This window comes from Exiguobacterium sp. KJ 601 (assembly GCF_027161185.1).
Taxonomy (GTDB): Bacteria; Bacillota; Bacilli; order Exiguobacteriales; family Exiguobacteriaceae; genus Exiguobacterium; species Exiguobacterium profundum.
In genome coordinates, this window is record NZ_JADHZG010000002.1 from 90,377 (window position 1) to 102,352 (window position 11,976).

The 11,976-nt window shown below is 48.3% G+C and carries 11 protein-coding genes; 7 read left to right on the top strand and 4 right to left on the bottom strand.

Translation table 11 applies throughout. The annotated features are described in order from the left end of the window. Window positions 1–28 precede the first annotated feature (28 nt). Window positions 29–466, top strand: a complete 438-nt coding sequence (locus IRJ25_RS10875) for a hypothetical protein (RefSeq protein ID WP_269318281.1) — start codon at window positions 29–31, stop codon at window positions 464–466. 28 nt (window positions 467–494) lie between these two features. Here the strand turns inward: IRJ25_RS10875 and rluF are convergent, their stop codons facing one another. Beyond that, window positions 495–1,205 (bottom strand): 23S rRNA pseudouridine(2604) synthase RluF, encoded by a 711-nt coding sequence (gene rluF / locus IRJ25_RS10880; protein ID WP_015880301.1) that lies wholly within the window; start codon window positions 1,203–1,205, stop codon window positions 495–497. A gap of 92 nt (window positions 1,206–1,297) precedes the next feature. Between rluF and IRJ25_RS10885 the strand changes: the two genes are divergently transcribed. After that, a complete protein-coding gene (locus IRJ25_RS10885; RefSeq protein ID WP_269318282.1) occupies window positions 1,298–2,122 on the top strand; it encodes a hypothetical protein in 825 nt (274 codons plus the stop codon). On the opposite strand, the gene IRJ25_RS10890 is transcribed toward IRJ25_RS10885, so the two are convergent. Both IRJ25_RS10890 and IRJ25_RS10895 read right to left on the bottom strand, forming a co-directional pair. Then, entirely contained in the window at window positions 2,088–2,738 is a 651-nt protein-coding gene (locus IRJ25_RS10890) for a C39 family peptidase (protein ID WP_211781981.1), read from the bottom strand. The two genes, IRJ25_RS10885 and IRJ25_RS10890, sit on opposite strands and share 35 nt — an antisense overlap. Before the next feature lie 73 nt (window positions 2,739–2,811). Further along, window positions 2,812–4,185, bottom strand: a complete 1,374-nt coding sequence (locus tag IRJ25_RS10895; protein WP_078146016.1) for a YjiH family protein — start codon at window positions 4,183–4,185, stop codon at window positions 2,812–2,814. 261 nt (window positions 4,186–4,446) lie between these two features. Between IRJ25_RS10895 and IRJ25_RS10900 the strand changes: the two genes are divergently transcribed. The 5 genes from IRJ25_RS10900 to IRJ25_RS10920 all read left to right on the top strand — a co-directional run bounded on the left by IRJ25_RS10900 (window position 4,447) and on the right by IRJ25_RS10920 (window position 10,782). Beyond that, complete coding sequence (locus IRJ25_RS10900) at window positions 4,447–5,439, top strand: LLM class flavin-dependent oxidoreductase (RefSeq protein ID WP_074035150.1); 993 nt, start codon at window positions 4,447–4,449, stop codon at window positions 5,437–5,439. Window positions 5,440–5,577: 138 nt separating this feature from the next. Beyond that, a complete protein-coding gene (locus IRJ25_RS10905; protein WP_269318283.1) occupies window positions 5,578–8,748 on the top strand; it encodes an EAL domain-containing protein in 3,171 nt (1,056 codons plus the stop codon). 2 nt (window positions 8,749–8,750) lie between these two features. After that, window positions 8,751–9,506, top strand: a complete 756-nt coding sequence (locus tag IRJ25_RS10910) for a hypothetical protein (protein ID WP_269318284.1) — start codon at window positions 8,751–8,753, stop codon at window positions 9,504–9,506. Further along, window positions 9,494–10,351, top strand: a complete 858-nt coding sequence (locus IRJ25_RS10915) for an MBL fold metallo-hydrolase (protein WP_214784463.1) — start codon at window positions 9,494–9,496, stop codon at window positions 10,349–10,351. The genes IRJ25_RS10910 and IRJ25_RS10915 overlap by 13 nt, the downstream gene beginning before the upstream one ends. Next, window positions 10,348–10,782, top strand: a complete 435-nt coding sequence (locus tag IRJ25_RS10920; RefSeq protein ID WP_074035146.1) for a GNAT family N-acetyltransferase — start codon at window positions 10,348–10,350, stop codon at window positions 10,780–10,782. The genes IRJ25_RS10915 and IRJ25_RS10920 overlap by 4 nt, the downstream gene beginning before the upstream one ends. Window positions 10,783–10,804: 22 nt before the next feature. Here IRJ25_RS10920 and guaC read toward each other — a convergent pair whose 3' ends face one another. Then, on the bottom strand, window positions 10,805–11,788 hold the full coding sequence (gene guaC, locus IRJ25_RS10925; protein WP_269318286.1) for a GMP reductase: 984 nt from the start codon (window positions 11,786–11,788) through the stop codon (window positions 10,805–10,807). Window positions 11,789–11,976 lie beyond the last annotated feature (188 nt).

An 11,976-nucleotide genomic window follows, 5' to 3' on the forward strand; every position in this document is an offset into this window, starting at 1 on the left:
TGTTATATTAAGAAAAAGAGGTGAAGTCATGATTCAGTTTGAGATGGAACGAGTATGGATGGATGAAACGGAGCTGTTTTATCAAGTTCAGCTTCAACTTCGGTCTTCTGCCTGCACCAGTAATCAGTTGATTTATTTAGATGATGCGAGTCTTGAAGATCTTCATCAAAAGATCAATCAATTCAATCAAGCGTGGGGCAAAGAACCAATCACATGGAGACTAGTCGATGAAGAAGAGGGTTCGGATGATTTGCAAGTCAATCTAACTTTCACGTTGATTGACCGGATTGGGACCATCCAAATCGATATTTTCATTCATGATGAATGGCAGTTTGACTCATTTGACCATGTTCATATGAAATTTAGAATGAGGACGACGATGGGACAGCTCGACGACTTGAGCGCTCAACTCAAACGTTTCATTCGTCGTGAGACCGACCATGTCTCATCACTTCGACCAGAATAAAGCAGCCTGAGACGACTCAGGCTGCTTTTTAGTACCATTCTTTCGGTTCGTAATTCAATTCGCGGAACAGCTGCTCACGCTCTTTTTTCGAAAGATCGCGCCATTGTCCAGGCGGCAGTTTCCCGAGCGTGATGTTCATGACACGAACACGTTGGAGGCGGAATACTTCGTATCCGAGCGCCTCACACATCCGACGGATTTGGCGGTTGAGTCCTTGCGTGAGGGTAATGTTGAAATCGAACTTTGAAAGCGGACGGACTTTACACGGAAGTGTCTTCTGGCCAAGGATTTTGACACCGGCTTCCATCTGCTCGACGAACTCTGGTGTGATTGGCTTATCAACCGAGACGATGTATTCTTTCTCGTGCTCGCCTTCGGCACGGAGAATCTCGTTGACGATATCGCCGTCATTCGTCATGAGGATGAGACCTTCCGAGTCTTTATCAAGACGACCGATGTTGAAGATGCGGAGCGGGTGGTTGACCATGTCGACCAAGTTCCCTTTTACTTTTTTTTCTGTCGTACTCGTGATCCCGACCGGCTTATGGACGGCGATGTAGACGTTGTTTCGGGCAACCCGTGCGACAGAACCGTTGACGAGGACTTCATCGCCCGGTTTGACTTGGTCGCCGATTTTTGCTTTTTTCCCATTGATGGTGACGCGTCCCTCTTCGACGAGACGGTCGGCTTGGCGACGGGACGCCTTGCCTGATTCACTGATGAATTTATTGATGCGCATGTGTACACGTCCTTTGTTTGGCTTCGTCCTCTCACTATAACGCATTTTATAAACTCTCGAAAGCGGGAAACGAACGGGAGAGGAGGGATGACATGGAGGCAGTACGACTGTTACAAGACGCAATCCGATTTCAACAAGCACTGTGCGACACAACGTTCGGGAAAGAATTGATTCAAGAGGCATCACCTGTCCTTTGGTACGGTCGACCTGGTCCGGATCAATGGCTGACCATCGGGACGAATCCGTCTCGCGGCGAGTTTTTACATCGTGACGGGACACCGAGAACGGGGCAACACCAAAATTTCTATTGGCGGAACATACTCTCGTTTGACGATTACCTCGGAAATGAAGAGGCGCTGCAACAAACGCTCGAACGGGCATCGGTCTATTTCGAGTCGAATCGCGCGACGACGAACTGGTTCGGGAAACCGGATGGCGCCAAACTCGAAGCACTCCTCAACGGGATGGGGCGTTCGTTCTATGATCATCCGGCAGCTGTCATCCACGTTGATTTTTTCAAGTTTGCGACATATGAACAGATGGGGAAGATGAGGACGGGGCGCCACTGGATGGAACATCCGACCTCAATCGAACTGTTGGAGCGGACGATTGCGTACATCAAACCGATCCGTATCATCGTGCTCGGACGGGATAACTGTCGTGCCTTGAACGGTTTTTCAACAATCGGAAGACTGTCTGCATATCCCGCCGTCACCTATGAAATCGGACGCCATGATTCGGGTATCCCGATGATCGGCCTCCATATGAAGCCTTCAGAAGTGTTCGTTGGGCTCGGGAATGGCCGTGATTCAAACGGGCTACATTACGGGTCATATGCGAAGCGCGAGCACCTTTTAAAAATCGGAGAAGCGATTGACACGATTATGGACGAGTGGCTGGCGGATGGATGCGTGTGATGCTTCCCCAAAAGTTGAATTCGTTGAAGTCGATGTAGCGCACGTCCTTCGAACGATTATCGAGCACGGCTAACAAGATGACGTCCGGGAACCCCCGTTTTTCAAACTGCAAGTAGCCGACTCCCGTGACGGAATGATTTTTATAAAAGCCGTTCGCCATATTCAACACAAACGGGCGTCCTGCTTTCAGCTCACGCTCAAACGTCGACCATTTCCAAAGATAGCGGGAACTGCCTCGACCGTCGTACCCGTATCGCTTCCACAGTTTCGTGATGATGGTGGCGATTTGTGTCGGCGGTGTCCCTTTCTCGTCTTTGAAATGGTGCCTGAAGGCGATCTCGCGCACATCTTCTTGGATCTGTGTCACATCATCTGGGATGTTCGCATACCCATGATCTCGATAGAAACGGAAGATGGCGGTGATCGACGTCAACGTACAGTTGTTCTTGCCGTTCTCGAACTGACGTTGGAGCAAGACGGGCACGCCTTCAATCTGTACAGAACGCTTTAATGTCCAGCGTCCGTGATAACGATCGTTCACATAAGCTTCCGGGTCGATGATCCCGGCATAGCCGTTGTTCGCAACCTCGAGTTGTCCTGCAAATGGGTGCTCCATCTCGGTCTCCCTCCTTTTCTTTTAGTATACAAAGGACGCCCCATCTCATAAAAGAGAAAGGGCGTCGTTTTCGTTAAAACACAAGATGTGCGATGCCGACGATGATCGGAAGGGTGATGAAGGTACGTAACAAGAAAATCAAGACGAGGTCGAGGAATGAGATCGGTAGTTTTGAACCGAGCAACAAGCCCCCGACTTCTGACATATAGATGAGCTGGGTAACCGACAACGTAGCGATGACAAACCGTGTCAACTCACTCTCGATGCCGCTTCCGAGAACGGCCGGCAAGAACATGTCGGCGAAACCGACGACCATCGTTTGAGCGGCTTCCGATGCTTCAGGCACTTGAAGGAGCATCAAAATCGGTTCGAACGGCTTTCCGAGGATAGTGAAGAACGGCGTATATTCTGCGATGATGACCGCAATCGTCCCGACTGCCATGACGACAGGGAGGACGCCGATCCACATATCGAGCACGTTCTTGAAGCCGTCTTTGAGCGTCTCTAGGAAACTTTTACTCGAACGTGACTTTTGTAACGCCTGAATTAACGCCCACTTACCGAGTGACACGTTCGCGGGTACTTCTTCTTCCGGTTTGAGCTCGGTCTTCTCATAAGCCGTGTCTGCCTTTTTAGATAATGGATAAATCCGTGGCATGATGAGAGCGGCGACTAGTCCGGATAAAACGATGGCCCCGTAGTAAGGCAAGAAGTATTGGTCGAGTTCGACATACTGTAAGACGACGATGGTGAAGGTGATGGAGACGACGGAGAATGTCGTCGCAATGATCGAAGCTTCCCGTTTCGTGTAATAGCCTTCCTCGTACTGTTTTGTCGTCAGTAGAATCCCGATCGTCGCATCCCCGACCCATGAGGCGAGCGAGTCAAGTGAGGCGCGCCCTGGCAAGCGGAAGAGCGGACGCATGATCTTCATCAAGAACGTCCCGACGAACTCGAGAAGTCCAAAGTTCAATAAGAGCGGTAACAACATACCGGCAAAGAAGAATGTCGCAAATAAGATTGGAATCAAATCAAAGAGCAATAGGCCCCCTGTAAATTCTGACGTGATCATCTCTGGTCCGAGTGTGAGTAGCGTCATGACCCCGGCGATGAAACCAATCACGCGCATGACGAACCAAAACGGTGTCACGCTAAACAGTGCGTTGATGGATGGTCGCTCCATCATAAAAGCAGGACGTGCCGTAAAGAGTAATAATGAGCCGACAATCGAAATCCCCATCATGATGACGGCGAGTGTCGGGACGAAATCCCCAATCCAGTCAATCAGCAGATTGGATAAGAAGGCGACTGGAATCGTGAAGCCTTCCTCTGATGAGATTGGTACGATGAAAAACATGATCCCGATGAGTGATGGAATCAAGAACTTAAAGAAGTCTCGACTCGAAAAAGAAGGTTTCTTTCCGTCTGGTGTTGATGAACCATTCATGATGCATTCCCCATTTCCCCGAAGTGTTTGTGCTGTCTATGTATCCCCATTACACATCCAGCCGTTATTGAAACGTATTTCTTTCTTAGTATAAAAAATATGACCAGGTGCTATCAACAACATGCGGAAATTTTCTGAAAAATACAAGGTTAAATACTAGGCAAAACATTCGTATTCAATCAAACCATTTAGTATGATGACGGCGAGTCCAACAAATTCAAGATATTTAGAAACTTCATTATAGAGATAGGAGAATGCATGATGAGATTGAGTGTATTAGACCAGGCGCCGGTCACGTCGGGTCATACAGGAGAACATGCGCTGAACAGCGCGGTCGAGCTCGCACAAGTCGCAGAAGAGTTAGGATATTACCGTATGTGGATGGCGGAGCATCATGGTGGCATGTCGTTCGCCAGCTCGGCTCCAGAGGTCATCACGGCTTATCTGGCAGCGAAGACGAACAAGATTCGTCTCGGGTCCGGCGGCATCATGATGATGCACTACTCGCCACTCAAGATGGCAGAGGTATTCAAGACGCTCAGCGCGCTCGCTCCAGGACGGATTGACTTTGGTGTCGGACGTGCGCCAGGCGGTGATGCGAACGCGATCTATGCGATGTCACAAGGGCAGAAACCGATGATGGATGGACTTTACGAGAAACTCGATACGACGCTTCAATTGATTAAAGATGAGGCACCGGAGGAAAGATGGTATAAAAATACACCGGCTGCTCCGACTGGTGTCAGCCTTCCAGAAGCCTGGTTACTCGGTTCGAGTGGGAACAGCGCCGTGCAGGCCGGACGGATGGGGCTCGGCTATTCGTTTGCCCAGTTCTTTAACGGACAATTGAGTGCCGATACGCTCGACACATACCGTCACCATTTCACGCCGTCTGATTTCATGGAGAAACCGGACATCAGCGTCACGTATTTGGTCACGACGGCAGAGACGGAAGAAGAGGCCGAATATTTGGCCCGACCTTCTGATCTGTCGCGTCTCTTCTTGATGCGTGGTCAATTGAGACAGTTGTTGAGTCCAGAAGCGGCTCATGATTATCCGCTCACGGAGGTCGATAAAATTCATATCGCCAACAACCGAGCCATCCACCTCGTAGGGACGCCGAAACAAATTGCGGAACAGTTACGGGATGAATCGGAACGTTACGGTTTCGATGAGGCGATGATATGTAGCATCCAGCATAAGCAGGAAGATCGCCTGAACGTCTATCGTCTCTTGGCGAATGAATTGCTTTAACCTGAAGAGCACCTTCTCAAGTATGAGAGGGTGTTTTTTTATAAGAGAAAAACGTTTCCCCATTTTTTCAAAGGTTTTCTCCATAGTTTGAGCGAAACCAACTACACTATAAGAAAAAGGAACGGGTGGAGGGATACGATGCAACGGATGAAAGGCGACCCATATTATCTATTCGAGCTGTTCACACGCTTGTATCGAATGGTATTTCTAATGGAAGTGACAGAGGCAGGCTATCGTTACGTAAATGTGAGCGAACAGGGGAAGGTGGCCTCTTCGCTTCCAAGTGATGTAGAAGGGCGGTATTTACATGAGATGTATCGCTCGGAAGTGGTCGAGGAATTGATTGAACATTATGATGCGGTCGTTGAGACAGGGGAGCCGGTCTACTTCATGTCGCAAATGAACATCGACTCCAATACGGCCCGATTCGCTTCTTCTATGCTTGTACCGATTGAAGATGAGGATGGACTCGTTCGTTATGTACTCGGTTTGACAACTGATTTATCCGAGGAGGCGGAGATCAAGTTGTTAAAGAGTATCGAGCACATGGACTATTTGACGGGCATGCCGAATCTGATGAAAGTCAAATTAGAACTTGATCAACTGTTCGAGCAACATGATATGGAAGAGACGAGCGTCATGCGCCTTCACATCAACCGTTTCAAGATGATGATGTCGCTTCAAGGGGTGGAGCGCTCGAATCAGTTGATTAAAGACATCACACGTCAATTGGCGAATACGCTTCCGAAAGGTTCGATTATCGGTCGAGTAGACGGTGAAGACTTTATCGCGGTGTTACCTCATACTCCAATCCGGTTGGCATACATGTACGCCGAGCATTTGCTTGACGTGATTGCAGATCATTCGTATCAAGTGGCGGAGGCCGAATTCCCGTTATCGAGTTGTATCGGGATTGGTGCCGGTACAGCGGATGCCGACCGTGTCATCATGAACGCCTCCACGGCTCTGTTGGAAGCGCGTCAGACGGGAAATCAAACGATTCGTTTATATGAACATGATGAGTACGTGCAGCGTTACATCGATGAGATGATGATCGAAACGGAACTGGTCAAAGCGTTGAAGCTAGATGAGTTATACATGGTGTATCAACCGAAAGTGTCGATGGACGGTGCGATTCATTTTGAGGCGCTCATTCGCTGGGAGAGTCCTGTTCTCGGATTCGTTTCACCTGAAACGTTCATTCGTGTGGCTGAACAGTCACTCTTGATCGAAGACGTGACACGATTCGTCATGAATCGGGTATGTCAGGATGTGTCGTCACAACCTGAGCAGTTTGAAGGGCGCCGCGTGGCTGTGAATGTCTCACCGAATTTATTTCATGAACACCATATGAATGAACTGGTTGCGATCATTGTATCGTACGGTCTTGTGCCAGAACAATTTGAGTTTGAGGTGACCGAGCACACGTTGATGCATGAACCGGTAGCGGCGATCAAAACGGTCGAATCGCTCAAACAACAAGGATTTCGACTGTTGATTGATGACTTTGGGGTCAGTTATTCCTCGTTGAATTATTTGAAGTTGTTCGAGATTGATGGAATCAAGATCGACCGGTCGTTCGTCGCGCAACTCGATCAGGAGAGCGGCATGAAAGAGTATGAAATCGTCAAACTGATTGTCTCGTTGGCTAAAAAGCTAGAGTTAGAGGTGACGGCTGAAGGTGTGGAGACGGAAGAACAATATCGGATCTTACGTCAGCTCGGCTGCGATGAGATTCAAGGGTATTTCTTCAGTCGTCCGATGCCGCTCGCGGAGTTAGAAGAGGCGCTCGGAATCTTGTATTCCCATCAGATGATGTTATCGAAGATGGAGCAGCCTGCGCAGTTGTTGCATCCTTCTCTAGATGAGCGTGAATTGCAACGACTCAAAGCGATATTACGATTGGAAATTTTAAATACGCCACAAGAGGAACGATTTGACCGGATCTCCCGATTGGTCGCACAAACCTTTCAGATGCCAATCGCATTCATTTCGATCATGACGACAGACCAACAGTGGTTCAAATCGTGTGTCGGTATCGAGCTTGAATCCGCTCACCTCAAACGGGAATGGACGTTATGTAATCGGGTTGTCACATCAGAGTCTCCGCTGGTGATTGAAGATGTTGCGGCAGCAGCGATTGAAAGTGACAGTCCTTGGATTGACCGAATCGGATTTTATGCAGGTGTACCGTTGCGGACGAAGCAAGGTCACGTCATCGGCACACTTTGCGTAGTGGATGGGCAGCCGAGAACGTTCTCAGAAGAAAACTTGAAGGCGCTCGAATCGTTTACGCATTGGGTCATGACAGAGATCGAGCACACGGAAGTCTCGAGAAGACAAATCACTCGACAACAATCAATCGAAGCATTGTATGAAGCGACGGCATTGCGTGTACCGTTCCAAGATCAATTGGCCCGGGTTCAAGAAATTTTATTGGAATGGGTCGGTTACTCCCACGGGGTCATCTTCTCGATTGAACCTTCGCATCGTCTTCTAGTAGAGCATGGGGTCTCTCGTTTGACTTGGGGGGAAGAAGAACTGCATTCCCTACATCAACTGACAACGGTCGGCGCGCAAACGCTTCAGGAAGGTGATCTGATTGTAGATGGTATCGAATTCACGAGGCTTGTCAGTTTTCCTTTGACGCATGAGCATCAAGTGTTTGGCTGGGTCGTTCTTCTCGCGGAGCAAGGCAACTTGAATGATCATCTTGATGAGGAAATGTTGCAAGAGTTGACTGGGACGGTACGGTTGCTTGCACGATGGATGGAGAATGGGATTCGAAAGGAACGGAAACAACGCGAGATGATTCGAATCGCAAAACAAGATCAACTGACAAAACTGTACAATCGTCATACGCTCACGACCGATTTATACAAAAAGATGCACCGGACGCCATCGATTACAGTGACACTGGTCAACCTAGACGATTTTAAAAGAATCAACGATCAGTACGGGCACATGATAGGGGATGAAGTGTTAATTGAAATCGCACAACGATTAAATGAATTCGTCCAGCATGTTGGTGGTCAAGTGTACCGTTTTTCAGACGATGAATTCATGTTAGTGCAAACGGGTCCACTGAGTGGGATTGGACAGGTCAATGAAGTTATTTCCCAGGGAATAGACGCATCGAATGGTGAAGTCATTCATCTTACGGCAAGTGTTGGCGTCACCCTAGTCAAGTCGACCGACACCGTCGATTCGATTCTTCAACAAGCAGATGCCGCGATGTATATTGCAAAGAACAATGGAGGAGACCAGTGGTTCCAATATGGTGGATACTCAGATGACAAGGGGATTTAAGTATGGGGAGATTATGGCTGATTGAAGGATTGCCAGGAAGCGGAAAGTCTATATTTGCCGAGAGGCTGCGAGATAAACGGAATGGCAAGTTCTATTCGGAAGTAGATGCGTCACACCCCGTGGATATGCATGATGTCTATTGGGTCGAGGACAAACCATCAACCGGTCGCATTCTCGATGAAATCGAAAAAGGGTGGCTCGTCCGTTATGATGGTGATGAAGAACGGATCGGAACAGACGTCTACGAGTTACCTTTCGCCCTTCACACACGAATCATGTGCGAACGCTGGCGGCGTTATGTTCAAAAGTTAGATAGGGAGGAAGAGGACATCATCTTTGAATGTGCGTTGCTCCAAAATCCTTTCACCATTGGAATGGTTGCCCAAGATGTTCCGTTAGCGGACATGGAAGCATACGTTCAAGAGGTCGCAGACATCCTAAAACCGATTGATCCGATGGTCGTTTATTTGGCATTGGATGACGTTGCACGCATCTTTCCGATTGTATATGATGAACGACCGATGGGATGGCAAAGCGGTTTTGTCGAGTATTATACGAGCGGCGCCTATGGTGTGAACCATGCGCATAAGGGTATGGCCGGAACGATTGAGATTTTAGTGGAACGCCAACGACGTGAGCTTGAACTGTTGAAACGATTACCTCTTCGGCACGCTCGGATTCAAAATGATAATCGGCATTCATTTGAAGAATTAACGAATTTATTAGAGGAGGAGTCGATTCGTACATGCAAACCTTAATCAAACATTCGGAACGTTTTTGGTATATGACACCCGTTGACCGTACCGATCGACCAATTCTCGGTGCCGTTATCGGCGATACGCATACGCTACTCATCGATGCGGGCAATTCCGTTTCGCACGCCTCATTCTTTTTAGAACAGCTAGAAAAACAAGGCCTCCGTGCGCCGTCGATGGTCGCATTGACGCATTGGCATTGGGATCACATCTTCGGTTTACCTGCACTTGAAGGAATGGTCTTCATTGCGAGTGAAGCGACCAAACAGGGGATGGAAAAACTTGTCCCATATGCTTGGGATGATGTCTCTCTCGATGAGCGGGTGGCGGAAGGGATTGAAATCGCATTTTGCGCGGAAGCAATCCGTGAAGAATATGGAGACGCGCGCGATATCAAAATCGTATTACCTACGCTGACGTTTCAAGAATCGCTGACACTCGACCTCGGTGGCGTTCACGTCGTGTTACGACATGTCGGAGGAGACCACGCAAAAGATGCGGTTGTCCTTTACATCGTAGAAGAACGGGTATTATTTTTAGGAGACGCGTTATACGCAGACATCTATTCTCCCACATGGCGAATGACTCCGGAAGAAACCCTGCGGTTGTTGAATGTATTGGAATCGTTTGATGCTAAACAGATTGTCTGGTCACACGGTGAGATGGTGAGTCGTGAATCCTTCGCAGAAGATTGCCTTGCATTAAGACGAATCGCCACCATTTCGAATGATTTCCCAGGAAATATTGATGAAATCACGCAGTCATATGCTTCACTCGTCAATCGGGAGATCACCGAGGAAGAGAACGAGTTGATTACGTTTTTTGTGAACGGGACGGTGGGAAGATGACTTACACTATCACGCGGATTCACGAGGAAGACGAGACGTTCCAACAGTTTTTGACCACTCAATTACGTGAGTATAACAACGTTCGTTCGATTTACCATCGTGACATTCGCGAGGCGCACGTGCCGACCATTCAGTTGAAAGTGGAGCAAGAAGGACGGGTGATCGCCGGCTTATATGGGAGTGTGTATTGGGGATGGTTCGATTTGGATCGCCTTTGGGTCGATGCAGACTTTCATGGTCAGGGCATCGGTAGCCAATTGCTTGGAGAAGGGGAGGCGTTAGCGAAGTCGCTCGGTGCGACGCGTGTGAAATTGACGACGTTCTCGTTTCAAGCGAAACCGTTTTATGAGCGATTCGGTTACACGGTAATAGGTGTGCTACCGGACTATCCGCCGGGATCGGATTACTATATGATGATGAAGCAATTATAAAAGGCGACACGAGGTCGCCTTTTTAATACACTTTATCCCCATTGAAGATTGAATTTTTCACCATGACGTAGTCTACCGTGCGCAATGCCTCGAGACTGTCACCACCCGCGTAAGAAATCGCCGATTGGAGGTCTTGCTCCATCTCGGTCAATGTATCTTGTAGTGCCCCTTTGTGTTCGACAAACATCTTTTTCCCCTCGACGTTCTTTCGCTCACCCTTTTGGAACTCAGAAGCAGAACCGAAATACTCTTTCAATTGTTTCCCGTCTTGCTCGAACGTTTCCCCCGGTGATTCATCGTGTCCTGCGAACAATGAACCAATCATGACCATCGAAGCGCCGAAGCGAATCGATTTGGCGATGTCACCGTGAGTACGGATGCCCCCATCCGCGATAATCGGTTTCGTCGCTGCTTTGGCACACCAGCGAAGTGCAGCCAATTGCCAGCCCCCGGTACCAAAACCTGTTTTGATTTTCGTGATACACACTTTACCAGGACCGATTCCAACCTTCGTCGCATCCGCTCCGGCATGCTCTAATTCGCGAACGGCCTCTGGTGTCCCGACGTTCCCCGCGATGACGAATGATCCAGGAAGATGGTGTTTGATATGCTGAATCATTCGGATGACCGCATTCGAATGACCGTGAGCGATATCGATTGTAATAAATTCTGGCGTATGACCGGTCGATTTGAGCATTTCGATAAACCCATACTCTTCTTCCTTCACGCCGACACTGATGGATGAATACAAACCTTGCTCATGCATGTCTTGGATAAACGCCAGGCGCGTCTCTGGATTGAAGCGATGCATGATGTAAAAATACCCGTTCTTGGCCAGCATCAATGCGACCTTTTCATCGATAATCGTCTGCATGTTAGCCGGGACGACCGGTAAACGGAATGTGAAGCCCCCGAGCTCGACGGTCGGATCACATTCCGAACGACTGTCGACAATACATTTTGCAGGAATTAATTGAATATCTTCGTAATCAAATACTTTATCCATATATCGCACCCCTATTCACGAACATTAACGTATTGAATAATAAAAAACTTCGCCCATTCGGTAATATAACGTGAATAGAGTTTAAAGTCAAAGGATAACTCAATCAATTTATCTTAAAAATGAATAAAATTGAATGGATTGATGTTTAATGTTCGGATTCATGATTTATTTTCGATGTTTCACGTGAA

Bases quoted from the DNA above. Each gene is read 5' to 3' on its own strand.
- IRJ25_RS10875 (WP_269318281.1), top strand. From the start codon at position 29: ATGATTCAGTTTGAGATGGAACGAGTATGGATGGATGAAACGGAGCTG.
- rluF (WP_015880301.1), bottom strand. From the start codon at position 1,205: ATGCGCATCAATAAATTCATCAGTGAATCAGGCAAGGCGTCCCGTCGC.
- IRJ25_RS10885 (WP_269318282.1), top strand. From the start codon at position 1,298: ATGGAGGCAGTACGACTGTTACAAGACGCAATCCGATTTCAACAAGCA.
- IRJ25_RS10890 (WP_211781981.1), bottom strand. From the start codon at position 2,738: ATGGAGCACCCATTTGCAGGACAACTCGAGGTTGCGAACAACGGCTAT.
- IRJ25_RS10895 (WP_078146016.1), bottom strand. From the start codon at position 4,185: ATGAATGGTTCATCAACACCAGACGGAAAGAAACCTTCTTTTTCGAGT.
- IRJ25_RS10900 (WP_074035150.1), top strand. From the start codon at position 4,447: ATGAGATTGAGTGTATTAGACCAGGCGCCGGTCACGTCGGGTCATACA.
- IRJ25_RS10905 (WP_269318283.1), top strand. From the start codon at position 5,578: ATGCAACGGATGAAAGGCGACCCATATTATCTATTCGAGCTGTTCACA.
- IRJ25_RS10910 (WP_269318284.1), top strand. From the start codon at position 8,751: ATGGGGAGATTATGGCTGATTGAAGGATTGCCAGGAAGCGGAAAGTCT.
- IRJ25_RS10915 (WP_214784463.1), top strand. From the start codon at position 9,494: ATGCAAACCTTAATCAAACATTCGGAACGTTTTTGGTATATGACACCC.
- IRJ25_RS10920 (WP_074035146.1), top strand. From the start codon at position 10,348: ATGACTTACACTATCACGCGGATTCACGAGGAAGACGAGACGTTCCAA.
- guaC (WP_269318286.1), bottom strand. From the start codon at position 11,788: ATGGATAAAGTATTTGATTACGAAGATATTCAATTAATTCCTGCAAAA.